Annotated in this window: 19 protein-coding genes; 8 read left to right on the forward strand and 11 right to left on the reverse strand. The window is 71.0% G+C overall.

The annotated features are described in order from the left end of the window. The first annotated feature begins 14 nt into the window (after positions 1 to 14). Entirely contained in the window at positions 15 to 428 is a 414-nt protein-coding gene (locus FVE89_RS29500) for a DUF3597 domain-containing protein (RefSeq protein ID WP_161393703.1), read from the forward strand. Between the two features lie 39 nt (positions 429 to 467). Here FVE89_RS29500 and FVE89_RS29505 read toward each other — a convergent pair whose 3' ends face one another. Continuing rightward, complete coding sequence (locus FVE89_RS29505) at positions 468 to 1,535, reverse strand: polyamine ABC transporter substrate-binding protein (protein WP_161393740.1); 1,068 nt, start codon at positions 1,533 to 1,535, stop codon at positions 468 to 470. Positions 1,536 to 1,579: 44 nt separating this feature from the next. Beyond that, entirely contained in the window at positions 1,580 to 1,936 is a 357-nt protein-coding gene (locus FVE89_RS29510; RefSeq protein WP_161393704.1) for a RidA family protein, read from the reverse strand. A 182-nt stretch (positions 1,937 to 2,118) separates the two neighbouring features. Here FVE89_RS29510 and FVE89_RS29515 point away from each other — a divergent pair, with 182 nt between their 5' ends. Beyond that, a complete protein-coding gene (locus FVE89_RS29515; RefSeq protein ID WP_012317940.1) occupies positions 2,119 to 2,382 on the forward strand; it encodes a GlsB/YeaQ/YmgE family stress response membrane protein in 264 nt (87 codons plus the stop codon). A gap of 77 nt (positions 2,383 to 2,459) precedes the next feature. Here FVE89_RS29515 and FVE89_RS29520 read toward each other — a convergent pair whose 3' ends face one another. Continuing rightward, on the reverse strand, positions 2,460 to 2,681 hold the full coding sequence (locus tag FVE89_RS29520; protein WP_012317941.1) for a YgaP-like transmembrane domain: 222 nt from the start codon (positions 2,679 to 2,681) through the stop codon (positions 2,460 to 2,462). 83 nt (positions 2,682 to 2,764) lie between these two features. Between FVE89_RS29520 and FVE89_RS29525 the strand changes: the two genes are divergently transcribed. Beyond that, positions 2,765 to 4,573 carry an SWIM zinc finger family protein gene (locus FVE89_RS29525; RefSeq protein WP_161393705.1) on the forward strand — a complete coding sequence of 603 codons (1,809 nt, stop codon included), beginning with the start codon at positions 2,765 to 2,767 and terminating at the stop codon, positions 4,571 to 4,573. Between the two features lie 219 nt (positions 4,574 to 4,792). On the opposite strand, the gene pnp is transcribed toward FVE89_RS29525, so the two are convergent. Then, positions 4,793 to 7,012, reverse strand: coding sequence for a polyribonucleotide nucleotidyltransferase (gene pnp, locus FVE89_RS29530; RefSeq protein ID WP_161393706.1), 2,220 nt, complete (start codon positions 7,010 to 7,012; stop codon positions 4,793 to 4,795). A 209-nt stretch (positions 7,013 to 7,221) separates the two neighbouring features. Further along, the gene (rpsO, locus tag FVE89_RS29535) at positions 7,222 to 7,491 is read right to left on the reverse strand and encodes a 30S ribosomal protein S15 (protein ID WP_010685305.1); all 270 of its coding nucleotides are present in this window, start codon (positions 7,489 to 7,491) and stop codon (positions 7,222 to 7,224) included. Positions 7,492 to 7,775: 284 nt separating this feature from the next. Between rpsO and FVE89_RS29540 the strand changes: the two genes are divergently transcribed. The 3 genes from FVE89_RS29540 (at position 7,776) to FVE89_RS29550 (ending at position 11,933) form a co-directional block, all read left to right on the forward strand. After that, complete coding sequence (locus FVE89_RS29540) at positions 7,776 to 9,776, forward strand: hypothetical protein (protein ID WP_161393707.1); 2,001 nt, start codon at positions 7,776 to 7,778, stop codon at positions 9,774 to 9,776. Further along, positions 9,769 to 10,413 (forward strand): hypothetical protein, encoded by a 645-nt coding sequence (locus tag FVE89_RS29545; RefSeq protein WP_161393708.1) that lies wholly within the window; start codon positions 9,769 to 9,771, stop codon positions 10,411 to 10,413. The genes FVE89_RS29540 and FVE89_RS29545 overlap by 8 nt, the downstream gene beginning before the upstream one ends. A 125-nt stretch (positions 10,414 to 10,538) precedes the next feature. Continuing rightward, a complete protein-coding gene (locus FVE89_RS29550) occupies positions 10,539 to 11,933 on the forward strand; it encodes an amino acid permease (protein ID WP_161393709.1) in 1,395 nt (464 codons plus the stop codon). Here FVE89_RS29550 and FVE89_RS29555 read toward each other — a convergent pair. The 6 genes from FVE89_RS29555 to FVE89_RS29580 all read right to left on the reverse strand — a co-directional run bounded on the left by FVE89_RS29555 (position 11,926) and on the right by FVE89_RS29580 (position 16,443). After that, entirely contained in the window at positions 11,926 to 12,336 is a 411-nt protein-coding gene (locus FVE89_RS29555) for a flagellar basal body rod C-terminal domain-containing protein (protein ID WP_161393710.1), read from the reverse strand. The genes FVE89_RS29550 and FVE89_RS29555 overlap by 8 nt on opposite strands. Positions 12,337 to 12,432: 96 nt before the next feature. Then, positions 12,433 to 12,966: a GNAT family N-acetyltransferase gene (locus FVE89_RS29560; protein WP_161393711.1), complete on the reverse strand. Its 534-nt coding sequence runs from the start codon at positions 12,964 to 12,966 to the stop codon at positions 12,433 to 12,435. Next, positions 12,954 to 13,262, reverse strand: coding sequence for a DUF1778 domain-containing protein (locus tag FVE89_RS29565; RefSeq protein WP_161393712.1), 309 nt, complete (start codon positions 13,260 to 13,262; stop codon positions 12,954 to 12,956). Before FVE89_RS29565 ends, FVE89_RS29560 begins: the two co-directional genes overlap by 13 nt. A gap of 178 nt (positions 13,263 to 13,440) precedes the next feature. Further along, positions 13,441 to 14,301, reverse strand: a complete 861-nt coding sequence (locus tag FVE89_RS29570; protein WP_161393713.1) for a formyltransferase family protein — start codon at positions 14,299 to 14,301, stop codon at positions 13,441 to 13,443. Continuing rightward, positions 14,301 to 15,068, reverse strand: coding sequence for an SDR family NAD(P)-dependent oxidoreductase (locus FVE89_RS29575; protein WP_161393714.1), 768 nt, complete (start codon positions 15,066 to 15,068; stop codon positions 14,301 to 14,303). Before FVE89_RS29575 ends, FVE89_RS29570 begins: the two co-directional genes overlap by 1 nt. A 67-nt stretch (positions 15,069 to 15,135) precedes the next feature. Beyond that, the gene (locus FVE89_RS29580) at positions 15,136 to 16,443 is read right to left on the reverse strand and encodes a capsular biosynthesis protein (RefSeq protein ID WP_161393715.1); all 1,308 of its coding nucleotides are present in this window, start codon (positions 16,441 to 16,443) and stop codon (positions 15,136 to 15,138) included. Positions 16,444 to 16,795: 352 nt separating this feature from the next. On the opposite strand from FVE89_RS29580, the gene FVE89_RS29585 reads away from it, so the two are divergent. Further along, positions 16,796 to 18,292, forward strand: coding sequence for a capsular biosynthesis protein (locus FVE89_RS29585; RefSeq protein WP_161393716.1), 1,497 nt, complete (start codon positions 16,796 to 16,798; stop codon positions 18,290 to 18,292). A gap of 175 nt (positions 18,293 to 18,467) precedes the next feature. Beyond that, positions 18,468 to 19,958: an LTA synthase family protein gene (locus FVE89_RS29590; RefSeq protein WP_161393717.1), complete on the forward strand. Its 1,491-nt coding sequence runs from the start codon at positions 18,468 to 18,470 to the stop codon at positions 19,956 to 19,958. The last annotated feature ends 126 nt before the right edge of the window (positions 19,959 to 20,084 follow it).

Here is a 20,084-nt window from a genome sequence, read left to right on the forward strand (position 1 = left end):
ATCGGAGCGGACCCATGAGCCTCCTCGGCAGCATCGTCGGCAAGATCCTCCACCCGTTCGGCGGCGGGACCGCGGATGCCGCACCTGCGCCTACAGCGGGCTCGGGCGGCCCGGCCGGCACCAGCACCCCGTCGACGCCCTCGGCCCCCGGGACCGCGGGCGGCAGCGACCCCGTGGATGTCGAGGCGGTGCTCAACAGCCTCGCCGAAAAGAACCCGCAGAAGCTCGACTGGCGCCACTCCATCGTCGACCTGATGAAGCTGCTGGGCCTCGATTCCGGCCTCGCCTCGCGCAAGCAGCTCGCCGACGAGCTGCACTACAGCGGCGACAAGGAGGACTCGGCCACGATGAACATCTGGCTGCACAAGCAGGTGATGCAGAAGCTCGCCGAGAACGGCGGCAAGGTGCCGGACGATCTCAAGCACTAGAGCGTCCGGAAAAGGGGAGCCGGCGCGCCGGCTCCCGACTCAGCGCCCGGTCCGGACCCGGGTCCAGAGCCGCGTGATGAACCGCTGGGTGCGGTCGTCCCAGGCGGTGTTGGTCGAGAGGCGCTGCATCGTCGCCTCGTCCGGGTAGATGCCGGGATTGTTCAGGATCTCGGGCTTCACGAACTTCTTCGCCGCGAGGTTGCCGCTCGCATAGGAGACGAAGTTGGTGTTGGCCGCCGCCACCTCCGGCCGCATCATGTAGTCGATGAAGGCCAGCGCCTCGGCCGGGTGGGCGGCATCCTTCGGGATCGCGAAGGTGTCGAACCACATCAGGGCGCCTTCCTTGGGCACCACGTAGGCGATGTCGATCCCGTTCTTGGCCTCGTCGGCCCGGCGCTTGGCCTGCATGACGTCGCCCGAATAGCCCACCGCCACGCAGATATCGCCGTTGGCGAGCGCCTGGATATACTCGGACGAGTGGAACTTCCGCACGGTGCCGCGCACCTTGTAGAGGGCGTCGGTCACCAGGGTCATGTCGTCCCAGCGCTTGGAATCCGCCTTGGCGCCGAAGGCCGGCAGCATGCTGGGGATCAGGTCCTCCGGGCTGTCGAGCATCATGATCCCGCACTCCTTCAGCTTGTTGGCGGAGGCGGGATTGAGGACGAGGGACCAGGAATTCACCGCCGCGCCGGCGCCCAGGCGCTCGCGGACCGCGGCCACGTTGTAGCCGATCCCGGTGGTGCCCCACATGTAGTCGACCGCGTAGGTGTTGCCGGGATCGTAGGCGGCGAGCCGGCTGGTGACCTCCGGCCAGAGATTGCCGAGGTTCTTCAGCTTGGACTTGTCGAGCGGCAGGAAGGCGCCGGCCCGGATCAGCCGCTGCAGGTAGGGCCCGGACGGCACGACGAGGTCATAGCCGGACCGGCCCGCGAGCAGCTTCGTCTCCAGGATCTCGTTGTTGTCGTAGGTGTCGTACACGACCTTGATCCCGGTCTCCCGGGTGAAGGCTTCAAGCACCTGCGGGTCGATATAGTCCGACCAGTTGTAGATGTTGAGGACCCGCTCCTCGGCGGCCCGGGGCGTCGCGGCGGAGCCGAGCGCCGCCAGGACGGCGAGGGCTACGGCCGCCAGGCTGGAGCGGCGGGGACAGCTCACCGGCTCCTCGCCGCCACGACCACGATCTCGACGAGGTATTCGGGGGCGGCGAGCTTGGCCTCGACGGTGGCGCGGGCCGGGGGATTCTCCGGGGAGACCCAGGCATCCCAGGCGGCATTCATCTCCGCGAAGGTCGCGATGTCGGCGAGGTAGACGGTCGCCGAGAGGATGCGCTCCTTGCCGCTGCCGGCCGCCGCCAGCAGCCGGTCGATCTCGGACAGGATCTGCTGGGTCTGGATCGTGACGCCGGTCCCGACCGTGTCGGACGCGACCTGCCCGGCGAGATAGACCATGTCGCCGAAGGTCACGGCCTGCGCCATGCGCTTGCCCGGCTCGATCCGCTGAATGTCCATACCCGTCTCCGAAACCTCAGAACCGGCGTATCTGCCGCCGGGGCCGGGCATCCGTAAAGGGCGGCGCGTCCGCGCATCGCGGGGAAGCTGAGGAAATTTGTCGTCTTGTCGCAGGCTGCGGGCAACCGTCGCGGGCTGCGGTGCGTTCTGCCGGCATCGACAATCAGGCCTTGGGGTTTGTCATGGGTATCCTCTGGACCATCATCATCGGGTTCCTCGCCGGCGTCATCGCCAAGTTCCTCATGCCGGGCCCGAACGAGCCGGCCGGCTTCATCCTGACCACGATCCTCGGCATCGTCGGCGCCTTCGTGGCGACCTTCCTGGGCCAGGCGATCGGCTGGTACGGCCCCAACCAGGGCGCGGGCTTCATCGGCGCCATCGTGGGCGCCGTGGTGGTGCTGTTCATCTACGGCCTGATCGCCGGCCGCCGCACCACGACCTACTGACCGGTCCGACAGCCCGGATACGACGAGGGGCGCCCCGCGGGGCGCCCCTCTTTTTTGCCCGCCCGTCGGGCCGTGACTCAGAAATGCTCGGAGGCGGCCTTCACGGCGCAATGGCCGGTGGCGCCGCGCACCGCCAAGCCGACGCCGACGACGAGGGCCAGCAGGCTCAGGAGCTTGTTGGGCCGGGGCTGGGCGGCCGCCGCCGCGATGCCGAGGCCGAGCGCCACCGAGACGGCGCGCTCCGTGGTGGACAGGTTCGGCTGCCCGCTGAAGATGTCGTGCATCATGTCGTTGGCCATGAAAGAATCCTTGGATTGGGGTCGCCGGTCGAACGCGGGCCAGCGAGCGGCGTTCCCACCTCGGCCCGAACGGGAGGTCGCGGATGCCGCGAAAACCGTCGCGCCCGCTGCCGGATGAGGCCGCGATCCGCGCCCTCGCCGAACCCGCGGTGTTCGCGCGCGGCCGCGCCTATTGCGACGACGGCGCCGTGTCGGACCTCGTGGCCCGGGGCGACACGATCAGCGCGTCGGTGGCCGGCAGCGATGTCGATCCCTACCGGGTCACGGTACGGCTCGATAACGGCCGGATCGCCGCGACCGCCTGCACCTGCCCGTACGAATGGGGCGATGCCTGCAAGCACATCGTGGCGACCCTTCTGGCCGCCGTCGAGGCGGGGCCGACCCTCGACGAGCGGCCGCCCCTCGCGAGCCGCCTCGAAGCCCTCGACCGGGATGCGCTGGCCGGCCTGATCCTGCGGCGGGCGGCCCTCGATCCCGATCTGACCGAGTGGATCGAGGTGGAACTCGCCACCGCGCCCAAAGCCGGCGCAAAGTCCGGCACCGGGAGCGCCGAGATCGATCCGGCGCCGCTCGCAGCGCGAGCCCGCACCGTGCTCGCCGGGCGCTACCGCCGGGACGATTACTGGGACGGCTACCGGCCCCACGGCAACGACGCGGAGCTGCGCGCCCTGGTGGAGAAGGCGGTGCCGTTCCTGGAGGCGGGCGATGGCCGCAACGCCCTGCGCATCCTGGAGGCGGTGGCCGAGCCGCTGGTCGAGGACTGGCTCGACTATCTCTACGAGCACGACGAGGAGACCTACCTGCTGTTCGGGGATCTCGGGCGGATGATGGCCGAGGCCGCGCTGATGACCGACCTCGACGCGCGGGAGCGCCGGCGCCTACGCGAGACGCTGACGGATTGGGAGGAGCGGCTCGACGAGATGGGTCCCAACGGCTTCGGGGTGGCGATCCGGGCGCTGGAGAGCGGGTGGGACGATCCGAACCTGCAGGCGATCCTCGACGGCGCTCCCGGTTCCTGGCCCGCCGGGGAGGCGGATCTCGACGACGTCGCGCTTACCGAGGTGAGGCTGCGGGTGCTCGACGGCAGCGGCCGGGACGACGCCTATCTCAACCTCGCCCGGGCCGCGGGCGCGCAGACGCGCTATGCCGAGAAGCTCGTGCGGCTCGGACGCGTCGCGGAGGCGGTGGCGCATGCCAGGGCCACCTTCTCGAAGCCGGCGGAGGCGCTGGATCTCGCGCAGGCGCTCGATGCGGCGGGCCGGCGCAAGGAGGCGCTGGCCGTGGCCGAGGCCGGTCTGGACCTCGGGGGGCCGGGCGGGGAGGGCGGCGCGCACGGCCTCCGGCATCCGGGCTCCGCGATGGCGCCCCTGGCGCGCTGGCTGCGGGACAAAGCCCGGGGCGACCTCGCCGTGCGGGCAGCCCGGATGGCCTTCGCGGCGACGCTGTCGCGGGCCGATTTCGGCGCCGCAAAGACCGCCTCCGGCGCGGCGTGGCCGTCCCTGCGCACCGAACTTCTTGCTGTTCTCGCCAAGGCCAAGCACGCCCATGACCGCGTCGCGATCCTGCTCGACGAAGGGATGATCGACGAAGCCGTCGCGGCCGCCGGGCCGGACACCAGCACGGCCGTCTTGCGTCGGCTCGCCGAGGCCGCCCATGCCAGCCATCCGGACTGGGTGATCGCCCTGGCGGAGCGCCATGCGGCGCGGATCATGGATGCGGGTATGGCCGGCCAGTACGCGGAGGCGGCGGACTGGCTCGGCTGCGCCGCGCGGGCCTACGACGCGGCCGGCCGCTTCGAGGACTGGACCCGCCGGATCGAGGATCTGATCGCGACGCATAAGCGCAAGCACAAGTTGCGGCCAATGCTGGAGGCGCTGCGGGCGGGCGGGTGAGGCGATGAGCGTCTTCGAGCGATGCAGCCCGCCCCATCATCACGAGCGCAGCCAAGTGACCCAGGGCCGCGCAACATCCACAAGTGTCGTGCTGCGCTGGATCGGTTCGCTCCGTTCGCAAAGACGATGATGCGCAAAGAAAAGGGCGCGGCCCGTGCAGACCGCGCCCGTCTCGAAACGTCCCGCGCCGGTCGGAGCCCGCGCGGGTCGTGCTGATGTTTACTCGCCCGCCTCGCGGCGGCGCTCGCCGCGGTGGCGGCCGCCCTCGCGGGGCTCGCGCGGCTCGTCGCCGCGCTCGGCCCGCTCGGCGTCGCGCTGGGCCTTCACCTTCTCGGTGATGTCCTCGCCGGTCTGCTGGTCGACGACCTTCATGGACAGGCGGATCTTGCCGCGGTCATCCTGGCCGAGGAACTTCACCTTGACCTTGTCGCCTTCCTTGACGACGTCCGTCACCTTGGCGACGCGGTTCGCCGCGAGTTCCGAGATGTGGACGAGGCCGTCCTTGGCGCCGAAGAAGTTCACGAAGGCGCCGAACTCCATGCACTTCACGATCGTGCCGTCGTAGATCACACCGACCTCCGGCTCCGCCACGATCGAGCGGATCCAGTTGTAGGCGGCCTTGATGGCCTTGCCGTCCGAGGAGGCGATCTTCACGACGCCGGTATCCTCGATGTTGATCTTGGCGCCGGTCTTCTCGACGATCTCGCGGATCACCTTGCCGCCGGTGCCGATCACGTCGCGGATCTTGTCGGTCGGGATCTGCATCGTCTCGATGCGCGGCGCGTACTCGCCGAGCTCGGGACGGGCCGCCGTCAGGGCCTTGGACATCTCGGCCAGGATATGGGCGCGGCCCTCCTTCGCCTGTGCGAGGGCGATCTTCATGATCTCCTCGGTGATGCCGGCGATCTTGATGTCCATCTGGAGCGAGGTCACGCCCTCGTCCGTGCCGGCCACCTTGAAGTCCATGTCGCCGAGGTGATCCTCGTCGCCGAGGATGTCGGACAGCACCGCGAAGCGCTCACCCTCCAGGATGAGGCCCATGGCGATGCCCGCCACCGGACGGCGCAGCGGCACGCCGGCATCCATCAGCGACAGCGAGCCGCCGCAGACCGAGGCCATCGAGGACGAGCCGTTGGACTCCGTGATCTCCGACACGACGCGGATCGTGTAGGGGAACTCGTGGGCCGGCGGCAGGACCGGGCGGATCGCCCGCCAGGCGAGCTTGCCGTGGCCGATCTCGCGACGGCCCGGGGAGCCCATCCGGCCGGTCTCGCCGACGCTATAGGGAGGGAAGTTGTAGTGGAGCAGGAAGCGCTCCTTGTAGGTGCCTTCCAGCGCGTCGATGAACTGCTCGTCCTCGCCGGTGCCGAGCGTCGCCACCACGAGCGCCTGGGTCTCGCCGCGGGTGAACAGGGCCGAGCCGTGGGCGCGGGGCAGCACGCCGACCTCGGAGAGGATCGGGCGGACCGTCTTCACGTCGCGGCCGTCGATCCGGGCGCCGCTGTCGAGGATGTTCCAGCGGACCACCTTCGACTGGGCCTCCTTGAAGGCGGCCTTGACCTTCTCGGCCGGGAATTTTTCCGCGCCCTCGGGGCAGAGGGCTTCCATCACCTTCGCCTTCACGGCGTCGACGGCGGCGTAGCGCTCCTGCTTGACGGTCTTGGTGTAGGCGGCGCGGAGTTCCGCCTCGCAGACCTCCAGCACCGCCTTCTCGACGTCGGCGTTCTCGGGGGCCTTGAAGTCGCGCGGCTCTTTGGCGGCCTTCTCGGCGAGGCGGATGATCGCCTCGATCACCGGCTGGAAGTGCTTGTGGCCGAACATCACGGCGCCGAGCATGATCTCCTCGGAGAGTTCCTTCGCCTCCGACTCGACCATCAGCACCGCATCCTGCGTGCCGGCGACGACGAGGTCGAGGGACGATTCTTCCTTGGTCTCGGTGACCAGCGGGTTCAGCCGGTAGCCGCCGTTGACGTAGCCGACGCGCGCCGCGCCGATCGGGCCCATGAACGGCACGCCCGAGAGGGTCAGCGCCGCGGAGGCCGCGACCATAGACACGATGTCGGGATCGTTCTCGAGGTCGTGGGTCAGGACGGTGACGACGACCTGGGTGTCGTTGCGCCAGCCCTCGACGAAGAGCGGCCGGATCGGGCGGTCGATGAGGCGGGAGACCAGGGTCTCCTTCTCGGAGGGACGGCCCTCGCGCTTGAAGTAGCCGCCCGGGATGCGGCCGGCCGCGTAGGCGCGCTCCTGGTAGTTCACGGTGAGCGGCATGAAGTCCACGCCGGGCTTCGGCTCCTTGGTGGCGACCACGGTGGCGAGCACCGAGGTCTCGCCATAGGTGGCGACCACGGCGCCGTCGGCCTGCCGGGCGACCTTGCCGGTCTCGAGGACGAGCTTGCGGTCGCCCCACATCAGCTCTTCGCGTTGAACGTCGAACATTCCTGATCTCTTCCTTGCCTGCGGCGGGCGTTGGCCCGGCGCCGCCGGGGGCAAGACGGCGAGACACTCACCCAATGAAGTGTCTCGCGATCCTGCCCCGATGCCGGCGCCTCGAAGCGGCCCGCTTGTGGGGAGGCCGGACCCATTCCGGCAGCCCGCGATGGTGAAACGCGGCCCCGGGCCGGGCCCGGAACCGCGCGATAGACGCCTTAGCGGCGGATGCCGAGACGCTCGATGAGGGCGCGGTAGCGGGCCTCGTCCTTGCGCTTGACGTAGTCGAGCAGCGAGCGGCGCTGCGAGACCAGCTTCAGGAGGCCGCGCCGGGAATGGTTGTCCTTGGCGTGGGTCTTGAAGTGGCCGGTGAGGTTGGTGATCCGCTCGGTCAGGATCGCCACCTGGACCTCGGGGGAGCCGGTGTCCTTGGCGTCCTTGCGGTGTTCCTTGATGAGCGCGGTCTTGCGCTCTGCCGTGATCGACATCGCGTGCCTTTCGGGTTGTGCTGATCGGATGCGGCGCCCCGTACGGGCGCGCGCGGGCTCGGCGTTCGGCCGGTGCCGGGATGTCGTCCAGCACGGTCACAGCGCCAAGCGGCTCAAGCCCCGCCCGGTAACCCGGGTCGAGGCCGCGCGATCCATACACGAAACCAGGGGATATGCCAGCCCCGGGGTAGGGGCGGTCGAGCCGCCGAATACCAGTCGCTCATCCGAGGAAACGGTTAACGCCCCGGTGCTAATCGGGAGCGCGCACGAAACGCGGCCCGGCGATGAACGGCACCCTCTCGGATGCGTGCGGTGTCCTGCTCGCGACGCTGCTCGGCGTTCCCCTCGTCCTCCTGCCGGGCTACGCGCTCGGCACGATCACCGGCGTGCTCGGATTCCGGACGCTGCCGCCCGGCCGGCGCGCGCTGTGCGCGGCGTTGTTCGGCATCGCGCTCCTGCCCGCCCTCGACGCCCTGCTGATCCAGGCGGCCGGCCTGCCCGTGGCGGCCCTGGCGAACGGTGGCCTCGGGCTCACCGCCCTGCGTCCGGCCCTCCGGGACTTGCGTGGTCCGCTCGACCGCCCGGCCCTGGCGCTCGGCGCGCTCTGGCTCGGGATCGTGACCTACGCGCTGATCGATCTCGACACCGGCACCGCCCTCCGCCAGCCGCTCACGGTCATCGACCTCGTCAAGCACGCGGCCCTGACCCGGGCGATCGCCGCGCACGGCCTCCCGCCGGTGGACCCGTTCTTCGCCCGTCCGGAGCGGGCCGGGTACTACTATTATTTCTACACGCTGACCGCCCTGGTGGATTGGGCCGGTGGCCGGCTGGTCGACGGGCGCACCGCCTTCGCGGGGCTCGCCGCCTGGACCGGGATCGCGCTCCTCGGCCTGCTGGACCGGCTGCTCGCCGCCACCGGGCTCGCGCGGGACGTTTCGCCCCGACTGCTGCGCCGGGCGGTGCTGGTGCTTGTGCCGGCGGGCGGCCTCGACATCCTGCTGGTGCTCCTGGACCGGGCGGCGTCGGGTTTCTGGATTCCCATCCCGGAATGGCTGAACGAGCAGGTCGTCAACTGGCCGACCTCCCTGGTCTGGGTGCCGCATCACGTCGCGGGCGCCCTGGCGGGCTGGCTCGGCCTGCTGGTCCTGGCCGAACGCGCCGACCGGCCGCGACCGGATCGCCGCGCCGATATCGTGGGTATCGTCACGGCAGCGCTCGCCTTCGCGGCCTGCGCGGGGCTCTCGGTCTGGGTCTGCCTGGGCACGGCCGCGGCGGCCGGGATCTGGCTCGCGCTGCTCGGATTCGAGCGCCGCTGGCACGACGCGGCCCGGCTCGGGGCGGCGGGGCTCCTCAGCGCGGTCCTGGCCGCGCCCTACCTCCTCGGCATCCTGGCGAACCGGACCGATACAGGCGGCACGATCCGCTTCGCGATCCGGCGCTTCGGCCCCCTGGAGCAGATCGACGACGGGCCGGGCCTCGACCTGCTCCGGCTGATCCTGCTGCCGATGAACTACTACGTCGCGCTCGGCGTCTTCGCGGGCGGCGCGCTCCTGTTCTGGAAGGTCGTGCCGCGCCGGGAGGCTCACGCAAGCGAGGCGGGCCGGCTGCTCACGATCTGCGCGGCAGCGAGCCTGCTGCTCGGCGGATTCGTCCGTTCGGCGATCCTCTACAACGATCTCGGCGCCCGCGTGGTGTTGCTCGCGCAGGTCTCGGCGCTCGTCTGGACCGTCGTGGCCCTGACCCGGATCAGCCCGGGGGCGCGGCTCCGGCTCTCGGGATCGCTCGGCGCGCTGCTCCTCCTCGGCTATGCAACGACGCTCTACGGCTTCGTCGGGATGCGCGCCTATCCGGCCGCCGGGCATCCGCAATTCGCCATCCTCAACCGGCGCCCGGACATCGATCGGTCGCTGCGCGCCGCCTATGCCTGGGCCGGCACGCACCTGCCCCGGGATCTGGTCCTGCAAGCCTCACCGCTTCCGCGGCGCGTCTTCGATTTCGGCCTCTACGGCACGCAGCCCGTGGCGGTGGCCGACCGCGAGGCGCGCCTGTTCGGCGCAGCGCCCGAGGCGGTCGCGGCGCGCCTCACCGCGGTCGCGCCGATCTTCGACGCGACCCTGCCCGCCGCGGAGGTGCGCCGCCGGGCGGCCGAGGCCGGGATCGGCGCCCTGGTGGTCACGGCCGCGGATGCCGCCTGGGGCGAACCCGAATCCTGGATCTGGCGCAGGCGGGCTGTCTATGCGGATCCGCTCGTGCGGATCCTGCGCGTCGAGGACCTCGATGACTGAGCCTTCCTTGTCCGGCACCGGACGGGCCCTGCGCTGGGTCGGCGCACAGGCGCTTCTGCATCTGGGGACCCTGGTTGTCGGCTTCGGCACGTTCGTGCTGCTGTTCCAGACGGACCTGTGGTCCGGCGTGACGATCCTGTTCTACCGCGGCCTCCTGCTGCTGGTCGTGGCTTTCCTGCTCACGCTGGCGGCGGCCGTGGCGCTCACCGGCCTCGGCCGCGCCTGGGGGTTGCGGCGGCGCGACGCCCTCGGGGCCTGCGTGCTGTCGCTGTCCCTCAACCTGAGCGGCTTCGTCGTCCTTCCCGTCACGGTCGACCGCTCGGTCAGCGTATTCCTGCTCGGGCAGATGGCGGCGCATCCCGACGAGAGCTTCGACGCGGACCGTGCCCGGGCGGTGTTCGACGCGGTCTATCTCGGCACGTTCCGCCAGATGGAGCGGCGACTGGCCGAGCAGAAAGCCTCGGGCAACGTGGCCCCGAGAGGGGACGGTTACGTCATCACCCCGCAGGGCCGCGCCTTCATCCGCTTCGCCGGCTTGATCGCCCGGCTCTTCCGGACCGATACGAGGCTGATCGCGGGGGCGTCGGCGCCTGGGGCGGCACCGACCCTGAGGCCGCCTCGGGACCAGCCGGACTAGCGGCCTCGACGCGGGACACCGGAGGTGATCCAGTCTGCGTGACGGTGGGATGACCAGCCCCAGACAAGCTTAGCGGCGTGTCCCTTGCACGTCCTTATGTCGGGCGATCAGGGAGCACGGACGGGATGGCGGAATCGGCGATGACCAGGGGTCCCGACGCAGTGTCTGAGCCGGATGGGATACTCCTCCGGACCCTCACGGTCCCGGGCCTCATCGCCATCGGCCTCGGCGCCACGATCGGTGCGGGCATCTTCGTGCTCACGGGGACGGCGGCGGCGCAATATGCGGGGCCGGCGCTCAGCCTGTCCTTCGTGATCGGCGGGATCGCCTGCGGTCTCGTCGGCCTGTGCTACGCCGAGCTGGCGGCCATGATCCCGGAGGCCGGCTCCACCTACACCTACACCCGCGAGAGCCTCGGCCGGTTTCCCGCCTGGATCATCGGCTGGGATCTCGTCCTCGAATTTGCCGTCGCGGCCGCCACGGTGGCGGTGGGATGGTCGGGCTACGCGCAGTCGCTCGCGGCGGATTTCGGCCTGCGCCTGCCGCCGTCGCTCGCCGGCGCGCCGGGCGAGGGCGGGATCGTCAACCTGCCGGCCGTCGCCATCGTGCTGCTGCTCACCGCCCTGCTGACCCGCGCCACCCGGGAGGCCTCCCTGGTGAACGGTCTCCTCGTCGCCTGCAAGATCGCGATCATCCTGGCCTTCGTGGGCGTCGGCGCCGTCCATCTCCGGCCGGACCTCTGGCATCCCTTCGTGCCCGAGAATGCCGGGACCTTCGGCGCCTTTGGCTGGAGCGGCGTCTTTCGCGGCGCCGCGGTGGTGTTCTTCGCTTTCGTGGGGTTCGAGACGGTCGCGACCGCCGCGGGCGAGTGCCGGGCGCCGCAGCGCGACGCGCCGGCGGGGCTGATCGGCTCGCTCCTGATCACCACGGTGCTGTACGTGGCGATGGCGGTCGTGCTCACCGGCCTCGTGCCCTACCGGGACCTCGACGTCGCCGATCCGGTGGCCAAGGCGGTCGACGCGATCGGGCTCTCGGCCTTCGCGACCGTGATCAAGATCGGCGCCCTGATCGGCCTGACCACCTCGGCGCTGACCGCCCTGTTCGGCCAGGGCCGGATCTTCTTCGCCATGGCCCGCGACGGGTTCCTCCCGAAGGTCTTCTGTCAGGTCCATCCCGTGACGCGGGCGCCCGCCGCCAGCCAGATCGTGATCGGCCTGTTCACGGCCGCTTTGGCGGGCCTCGTGCCGATCGACATCCTGGGCGAGATCGTGAGCATCGGCACGCTGCTCGCCTTCTGCCTCGTCTGCGCGACGGTGCTGATCCTGCGCCGGCGGGATCCGGCCCGGCCGCGACCCTTCCGGGTTCCGGCGGCGCCGCTCGTCGCCGGGCTCGGCATCCTGTCCTGCCTGGTGCTGATGGCCTCGCTGCCGGCCGATACCTGGATCCGCCTCGCGCTCTGGCTGGCGATCGGGCTCGCCATCTACGCCGGCTACGGCAGGCGCCACGCCCGGATCAGCTGAGGAGGTCGAGCGTCGCCCGGCTCAGCGAGTCGAGGATGCCCGAGGCGCTGAGATTGGCCTCGTAATTCCGGACCACCGTCTGCAGGTCGGCCGTTTCGGTGGCGGCATTCACGTTCGGCAACTGGACGTAGCCGCGGGGGTCGGCGGCGACGTTCGACGGGTCGTAGCGGCTGCGGAACGCGCTGGTATCCCGCGCGATGCGGCCGACCGGGTCGCGCGGGTTGTCGGCGAACACGGGGGCGAACACGGCGATCTTGCGGGTGTAGGGTGCACCACCCGGCGTCTCGGAGACCGAATCCGCGTTGGCGAGGTTCTCGGAGATCGCCCGGATCCGGCCGCCCTGGACCTGTCGGCCCGCGGCGAGGACGTCGGACGCCGCGTGGAGGGCGCTGGTATCCGGCATGCGCGGGGCCTCGTGGGCAGCGGGAACGATGGAGGCGATCCTCCCCGGGACAGGCTTAACGGCAGGTTAAACCAGATCCCATGACCTTCCGGCCCTTCACGCCAGCGCGTCGATCGCCGTCTCGATCGGCATGAAGAAGGTGTGCGAGCCGATCGGGCTTTCCTGGAATTCGGCTTCCGTCCAGAATTTGGCTGCGGCCTCGTCGAGCGCATGAACGAGGATGGCACGGATACCGATCGTCTCGGACGCACCGATGATCCGCAACAGGGCATCCCGGAGCAGATCCTGCCCGAGGCCGGTCCCGCGATGGCGCAGATCGCGCGCCAAGCGTCCGATGATCGCGACCGGGACTTGATTCGGCGTGCCCCGGGCGCGCTTCATCTTGCCCGGCAGCGCACCGCGTTCAACGCTGCCGCTCGCGATGCAGTAGTAGCCGACCACGTCGTCGCCGTCGCAGACCACGTAGGTGCGCGCCGTCCGCCCCTCGCTGACGCCGGCCCGCCTGCGGATCCACTCGTTGAGCGATGGCTGCCCGCAATCGAAGTTGTCGACGCAATGAGCCGCGGAGAGATGAGCGGGCGCCCTCAGCCTGCCCTTGTCGGCGGCCGGCGGACCCGTCACGTTTCCCATGGTGGGCGCCGCTTCATCAGCGCCTTCAGGTGCGCGCCGGCGGGGCGCGGATTGTCGAGCGCCTGCGTAAAGGCGTCGTGCTGGTCGGGGGTCAGCACGAAGAGGCGCTGATCGAGGAGCACGTCGATCGCATGCCGACGTGCGGTCTCGATCATGAACTCGGTGCGCGTCTTCCCGATGATTGAGGCCGCCGCATCGATTAGGTCGCGGGTCTCCGTCTCAACCCGCAAATTGATGGTGGAACCGCGGCGAGCCGGATCCTGCCGTGCGGCGGGGCGTTCCGTGACATCCGTCATGATCACTGCGTCCTGTCCGAGACGTCACGCCGGGACGCGACCCGATATGGGTGGCAGGCTGTATACACGATGTCAACACAGTGAGGCGCCAACGCGGTGCGGGCCGAAGCCGGATGGCGGCGCGCATGCGTGGGTGTGAGCAAAGGCGATCGCGTGGCCTTGAGCCGCTTATCAGACTCTATGCGGCCCGCCCCGACAGGCTCACCGCCTCCCGCAGATCCCGCCCGTCGGTGAGCCGCAGGCCCCGGCGGCGCAGGGAGGCCAGCATCGCGCGATCCGGAAACGGGCAATAGGGCAGCACCTCGAAGCTCCGGCCCTCCGGCAGGGCGCCGGTGCGGGCGACCGCGTCGAGCAGCCGGTCCAGCATCCCGCGCCCATGGGCATGGAGCGCCACGGCGGCCCGGGTGGCGGTGGTGCCGGGGGGCAGCGGAACCGCCTCCTGGGACAGGATCGCTCCGGCATCGATCGCGGCGGCGAGCCGGTGCAGGGTCATGCCGAAGCTGCCGGGCCCCTCGGAGAGCGCATGGATCGTCGGCACCGGGCCGCGATGACGCGGCAGCAGGCCGGGATGGCCGTTGATGCCGCCGAGCCGCGCCAGCGCGATGGTCTCGGGCTTCAGGATCTGATCGAAATGGTACGTCAGGATCAGGTCGGGCGCCGCCTCGCGCAGCCTCTGGGCGACCTCCGGGCCGTTGACGTCGTCGATCGTCAGGCTCGGAATGCCGAGGCGGCGGCAGAGGGTCTTGAGCGGCGTCGCCTCGGGGGCATCGCCGCTGCCGGAGGCCGCCTGGGTGAGCGGCGCGAGCGGGCGCATCAGGTCCGGCAGCCCGAAATTCACCGCCAGATAGGGCAGGATGCCGGTCCCCGAGCGCGCGAGGTGCCGCCGGATCTGCCCGGTCAGGCCGCCGCTCGACGGCCGCTCGGCGTTGGACAGGCCGACGAAGGCGATGTCGGCCCGGTGATCGGCGACGAACCGACGGACCACCCGGGCGTTCGGAAGCGCCTCCAGAACGAACAGCGCGATCCGGGGCCGGGGCATCAGCGCCGCTTCCGCCGCTGGAACCGGAAGGCGTAGAGGCCGGCTTTGCGGACGCTCTCCGGCAGGAGCAGCACGGTCCGCGCGAGCGCCGTGAGGATGAACGGGAAGGCGATCACGTCGCGGTTGGCCGCGATGCCCCTGGCGATGCGCACGGCCGCCTCCTCGGCGCTGATCTCCAGAGGCCGCCAGCCCTTCAGCTCGCCGCCCATCGGGGTCTTCACGTAGCCGGGCGTGACGACGTTGACCTTCACGCCCCGAGGCCCGACCTTCTGCCGCAGGGCGAGGCCGTGGGCGACGAGGGCCGCCTTCGCCCCGCTATAGGCCGGCGCATCCTGGAGCGGGGCGTAGGCCGCCAGCGACGACAGCAGGACGATCTGGCCGCGCCCGCGCTGGAGCATCAGCGTCAGCGTGGGCAGCATCACGTTGAGCGAGCCCGTGTAGTTGATGTCGGCGGTCTCGAACGCCACGTCCTCGGCTTCGACCTGCCCCTCCTGGTTGCCGCCGTTCACCGCCGCGTTGGCGATGACGAGGTCGAGGGGGGCCTCCGCATCCGTGCGGTGAACCAGCGCTCCCGTGGCGGCGCGGTCGCGGGTATCGAGGCGGGCGACCTCGACGACGGCGCCCTTGGCGCGGCAATCCCCGGCGACCCGTTCGAGGCGCTCGGCGTTGCGGGCGACGAGGATGAGGCTCACGCCGGGCTGCGCGTAGTGGCGCGCCAGCGCAGCGCCGATGCCGCTCGACGCGCCGGTAATCAGAATGCGAGGCATGGAGCGGGTTACGCCGGCCCGTATGGAAAGATCAAGGGTCGACGGGACTCAGTCGCCGGGAAAGCCGTCAGTAGACCGGCGCCAGTTCGCCGTTCCGCTCGGCCGCCTCGCGGATCGCCCGCGCCGCCGCCAGCATCGAATCGGGCAGGGCGGCCTCCATCCGTGGCACGGAGCCGGCCACGGCCCGGTCGATCGCCTCCTTGGAGAAGAAGCCGCCGTTGACCTGTGTCCGGTGCAGCACGACCCGGCGGAAATCGGCCATCAGGCCCATATCGGGCGGGGTCGGGTTCTTCCAGAAGCCGTCGAGGTCGCCCTGGTGGGTCAGCCCGGCCATGTTGTAGATCGCGGTGCCGACCGCATGGGTCGGGCAGCCCATCTCCAGGGACAGCATCCCCACCGTCGAATTGACGATGACCACGCCGCGGGCGCCCTTGATCAGGGCCGGCAGGTCGCCGCCGTCGATGAAGTCGAGCCGGTCGCTGACGCCGTGGCGGCGGGCGGAGGCGCGGGCGAATTTGCGCCAGTTGATCAGGCCGCTGTCCAGCGGGTGCAGCTTCACCAGGAGCCGCGTCGGCGCCGCCGAGGCATCCGCGAAGGACTTGATCACCCGGTCCATGAAGCCTTCGACGCCGAGGAACGGCGAGTGGACCCGGATCTGGTAGTCGCTGTCGAGCTGGAGCGGCAGCAGGAAATAGTCGCAGCCGACCGCGCGGTAGATCTCGTCGCAGCGGGCCGCCTCGCGGCGGGTATGGGCGCGCCGGGCGAATTTCTTGATCCAGCCGGCATACTCGGCGGCGATGTGGGTCGGCCGGTGGCTGCGGAAATGCGGGTAGAGGTAGGGGAACAGGACGTTGGCGAGGTTGTAGCCGACATCCCAGATGCTCCGGCGCGCCATGTCGCCCGTGGAGGGCATCGCCCGGCCGGGCTGCGGCAGGCGCCGGGCCAGGGCGCGGATCTCGTCGGCGCTGCGGGGCAGGGACGAGAAGCCGTTCACGCCGCCGAGCTCGCAGGTGATCCAGTTGGGGCGGATGTAGCCCTCCTCGAACACGTGGACCCGCAGGCCGCGATCCTCGGCGATCATCCGCGCCGCCTTGTGGAACGGCCGGCAATCGCCGAACAGCACGATGTCGGTGATGCCCTCGCGGGTCAGATAGGCTTCGAGATAGATGCCCCAGGCCTCGCGCCGGCCGCGGTAATTGTCGGCCGAACCGTTCCAGAACAGCCAGTCGCCCGGGCAGAGATTGATGCGCCGGACCTGATGGCCCCGCGCGCGCAGCGCCTTCCCGAGATCGGAGAAGAACGGCGTGGCGATCCCCTGCAGGAACAGGAAGGTCGCCGGGCGGTCGCGGAGGGCATCAGAGGCGGGCTGTTGCATTCCGCGGCGCTTCTTCCTTGACCTAAAACTGCCCGACGGGCCGGCACGTTGCCGTGAGGTGGCACGAGCTCCGGCGGCCTCGCAATCCGAGGCCGTGCCGCAGCACGGCTTTTCCGCACCCGCGTGACCCGTCTGCAACGGTCGCGTTTTGCGGCCCCGACTCGGATTGAGCGGCCAATCACGGCGACGGTATGTCCGAATCCTTTCAAGCGTCTGGCGCGCGTGCGGGATCGTCCCGGTTGTCCCCGAAATCCCACACCTCCCATTCCCACGCCATCCGCGCGAAAATGCGCTACAGGCGGGCGAACCTCACGGCCGCGCGGAGCCCGATAGCCAGAGATGCTGCGAAACCATGCCCCTTGAACCGACCCCGTCGCTCTACGCGACCGGCCGGACGATCCGCCGCCTCCGGGTGGAGATCGAGGCGGCGACGGGCCTCGCCTTCGGGCGGGCGCATCCCGGCGCCGTCGGCGTGGTCTGGGGTACGGGGAGCGCGGTCGACCGGCTGCTCGGGCTGACCGGCCGCCGCCGCCTCGTGGTCGCGCCCGGCCCGCTCCTGAGCCCCTACGACGATCCGGAGCGCGGCTTCGCATCCCTGCGGATCAGCCTCGATGGAAGGCCGTTCGGCGGGGAGGGCGGCGTCCACTACCTCGATCCCTGGACCCGGGTGCCGATCGACCGCGCGGCCTGTACCGAGCGCGTGGCCTGGCTCCAGGCGCGCTTCGCCGAGAACGACCGGCGGGTGATCTATGTCGGGATGTCGCGCTGGAAGCGCCCGGCCCTCGACGTGCTCGGGGCCGGCCCCGCCGGACGCCCGGTCCATACCATGACCACCGAGGCCGCGGTCGCGGCGGGGCGGCGCCACCGGGGCCGCGTCCTCGCCTGGGCGACCCGGGCGCCGGGCCGGCTGGAGGAAGCCTGCGCGGAGGTCGGGCTGCCGCTCGCCCGGGTGGAGGACGGATTCCTGCGCTCGGTCGGCCTCGGCGCGAGCCTGCAGCCCGGCGCCTCGATCGTGGTGGACGATCTCGGCATCTATTACGACCCGCGCCGGGAGAGCCGGTTGCAGCGCCTCCTGGCGGACTCGGACTTCACCCCGGAGCTCGTCGCCCGGGCGAAGCGCCTGCGCGAGGAGGTCGTGGCGCGCCGGCTCAGCAAGTACAATGTCGGGCTCGACGCGGCCGCCCTCGACTGGCCCGCCGGGCGCAGGATCGTGCTGGTACCGGGCCAGGTGGAGGACGATGCCTCGGTGCGGCACGGCTCCCCGCTGGTCCGCTCGAACCGGGCGCTGCTCGCGGCGGCGCGGCGGCGCAACCCGGACGCGTTCCTGCTCTACAAGCCGCACCCCGACGTGGAGGCGGGCTTCCGCCCGGGCATCATCCCGGAGGCGGAGGCGCTGACGCTCGCCGACCGGATCGTTCCCGGCATCAGCATCGTCGATCTCCTCGACCGGGTGCATCACGTGGAGACCATGACGTCGCTCGCCGGGTTCGAGGCGCTGATCCGGGGCCTGACCGTGGCGACCCACGGACGGCCGTTCTACGCGGGCTGGGGCCTGTCGGAGGATCTCGCGCCGGGGGCCGATCGCGGCCGCAGGCTCGGTCTCGACGAGCTGGTGGCGGGGGCGATGATCCTCTATCCGCGCTACCTCGACCCCGTGGCGATGAAGCCGTGCAGCCCGGAGCAGCTCCTCGACCGCCTGAGCGCCGCCCGGGAGGCGGCCCCGCGCAGCGCCCTCTCGATCGGCCGCACCGCCCATTGGGTGATGCGCGCGCGCTACGGGCTCCTCAACCCGATCGTGCGGGCGCTGCGCAGCCGCCGGGGCGTCGGCCGCGAGGCCGGCCCGCGATAGGACGTGATATGCCCGCGACATCAAAGCGATAGCGCGTGCTGCTAATGTCGGCCGTCAGCGGCCCGCCCCGGGCCGGCTCCTTATCCCACGGGATCGGGAACGGCCCACAACGCTATGCTTCCGCACACCTTTTCCCGGCAGCGATGAAGCTGCCCCACGCCGAGTGTTTCGTGTCTTGACGACGTTCCTCATCGCCACCGGCCTCGCGCTCGCGCTCTGCCTCGTCCTGGAGGGGGTCGCCGGCGATTCGATCACCCGGGCGAGCCTCGCGCCGCGGGACCTCGCCCTGCGGCTCGCCGGCTACCTGCTGATCCTGCTGTTCTGGTTCGCCTTCTCCTGGCGGCCCTGGCTCGCCGCCCTGACCCTGGTGATCTCGGTCACGGCGCTGATCGTCGTCAGCCGGGCCAAGCGCTCGGTGATCGGCGAGCCGCTGCTGTTCAGCGATTTCGCCCTGCTGCCGCAGGTGCCGCGCCACCCGCAGCTCTACTACATCCCGCCCCTGTGGCATCCGCGCGTCAGCATCCCCGTCCTCGCCACCCTGGGCGCGACCGTGCTCTGGTACCGCACCGAGCCGAGCGTGCTGCCGGAGGCCACCCTCCCGCGGATCCTGGCGCTCCTCGGCCTGCCGCTGCTGCTCGCCCTGCTGGCCTGGGCCGCGCCGCGACAGCCGCTCGCGCACGGGATCGCGCGCTGGTTCCCGCGCCCCGATCTCGAAGCGGACGTGGCCCGGGTCGGCCTGCCGGCGAGCCTGCTGGGCTACACCGCCCGGGCCTTCGCGGGCGGCGAGCCGGTGCCCGAGCCGCCCGCTTTGCCCCCCGGGCCGGGGGACGACGTGGTGGTGGTGATCCAGCTCGAATCGTTCATCGATCCGGAGCGCCTGGGCGGCCCGGCCCTGCCGGTGATGGCGCTGTTCCGCAGCCGGGCGGCGCAGTACGGCCGCCTCCAGGTCCCGGCGCACGGTGCCTACACGATGCGCAGCGAGCACGCCGTGCTGACCGGGCGGCCCTCCGACACCCTCGGCTTCGGCCGCTACGACCCCTACACGTCCCGCGGCGGCGACGAGCCGACGAGCCTCGCCCGGCTGGCCCGCGGCCGCGGCTACGACACCCTGTTCCTGCACCCGTTCCACCGGGACTTCTTCCGCCGGGCGCAGGTGATGGAAGCCTTCGGCTTCTCCGACCTCGTGATGGAGGAGGCGTTCGGGGAGGCCGAGCGGGTCGGCCCCTATGTCGGCGATGTGGCGCTTGGCGAGCGCCTCCTCGCCGAGGTCCAGGCCCGTCGCACGCCCCTGTTCCTGTTCTGCGTGACCATGGAGAACCACGGGCCCTGGAAGCCCGGGCGGCTCCCCGGCATCGATGATCCGCAGGCGCAGTACATGCACCACGTCGCCCATACCGGGCAGATGGTGGAGGCGGTCGCGGCCGGGCTCGACCGTCTGGCCGCCGAGCGCGGCCAGACCATGACGCTCTGCGTGTTCGGCGATCATGCGCCCTCGCTGCCCGCCTGCACGCCGGGCTTCGGCGGTCGGACGACCGAGTATGCGCTGTTCCGGTTCGGCGGGCCGGCTGCCCCCCCGCGCCGGCTCGACATCGCGGCCGACGCGCTGGGGCGGGACCTGCGCGGTGCCATCGCCACCGCGCCTGCGGACATCGCCGCTGCGACATGATATGGCCAAGCTTGCCGGCGCGAAGCGTGGCGGTGCCATGCTGGTGACGTATTACTGACGGATAATGCAACCCTCCGCGAGGGCGGTCGCACGGCCGTTAAAGCGATCGCAGCGTTTGGCGATCTA

It is taken from the genome of Methylobacterium sp. 2A (assembly GCF_009806555.1).
In the GTDB taxonomy this organism is placed as follows: domain Bacteria; phylum Pseudomonadota; class Alphaproteobacteria; order Rhizobiales; family Beijerinckiaceae; genus Methylobacterium.

Bases quoted from the DNA above. Each gene is read 5' to 3' on its own strand.
- FVE89_RS29565 (WP_161393712.1), bottom strand. From the start codon at position 13,262: ATGACGGATGTCACGGAACGCCCCGCCGCACGGCAGGATCCGGCTCGC.
- FVE89_RS29575 (WP_161393714.1), bottom strand. From the start codon at position 15,068: ATGCCTCGCATTCTGATTACCGGCGCGTCGAGCGGCATCGGCGCTGCG.
- FVE89_RS29545 (WP_161393708.1), top strand. From the start codon at position 9,769: ATGACTGAGCCTTCCTTGTCCGGCACCGGACGGGCCCTGCGCTGGGTC.
- FVE89_RS29580 (WP_161393715.1), bottom strand. From the start codon at position 16,443: ATGCAACAGCCCGCCTCTGATGCCCTCCGCGACCGCCCGGCGACCTTC.
- FVE89_RS29585 (WP_161393716.1), top strand. From the start codon at position 16,796: ATGCCCCTTGAACCGACCCCGTCGCTCTACGCGACCGGCCGGACGATC.
- FVE89_RS29510 (WP_161393704.1), bottom strand. From the start codon at position 1,936: ATGGACATTCAGCGGATCGAGCCGGGCAAGCGCATGGCGCAGGCCGTG.
- FVE89_RS29500 (WP_161393703.1), top strand. From the start codon at position 15: ATGAGCCTCCTCGGCAGCATCGTCGGCAAGATCCTCCACCCGTTCGGC.
- rpsO (WP_010685305.1), bottom strand. From the start codon at position 7,491: ATGTCGATCACGGCAGAGCGCAAGACCGCGCTCATCAAGGAACACCGC.
- pnp (WP_161393706.1), bottom strand. From the start codon at position 7,012: ATGTTCGACGTTCAACGCGAAGAGCTGATGTGGGGCGACCGCAAGCTC.
- FVE89_RS29520 (WP_012317941.1), bottom strand. From the start codon at position 2,681: ATGGCCAACGACATGATGCACGACATCTTCAGCGGGCAGCCGAACCTG.
- FVE89_RS29560 (WP_161393711.1), bottom strand. From the start codon at position 12,966: ATGGGAAACGTGACGGGTCCGCCGGCCGCCGACAAGGGCAGGCTGAGG.
- FVE89_RS29525 (WP_161393705.1), top strand. From the start codon at position 2,765: ATGCCGCGAAAACCGTCGCGCCCGCTGCCGGATGAGGCCGCGATCCGC.
- FVE89_RS29550 (WP_161393709.1), top strand. From the start codon at position 10,539: ATGGCGGAATCGGCGATGACCAGGGGTCCCGACGCAGTGTCTGAGCCG.
- FVE89_RS29515 (WP_012317940.1), top strand. From the start codon at position 2,119: ATGGGTATCCTCTGGACCATCATCATCGGGTTCCTCGCCGGCGTCATC.
- FVE89_RS29540 (WP_161393707.1), top strand. From the start codon at position 7,776: ATGAACGGCACCCTCTCGGATGCGTGCGGTGTCCTGCTCGCGACGCTG.
- FVE89_RS29570 (WP_161393713.1), bottom strand. From the start codon at position 14,301: ATGCCCCGGCCCCGGATCGCGCTGTTCGTTCTGGAGGCGCTTCCGAAC.
- FVE89_RS29555 (WP_161393710.1), bottom strand. From the start codon at position 12,336: ATGCCGGATACCAGCGCCCTCCACGCGGCGTCCGACGTCCTCGCCGCG.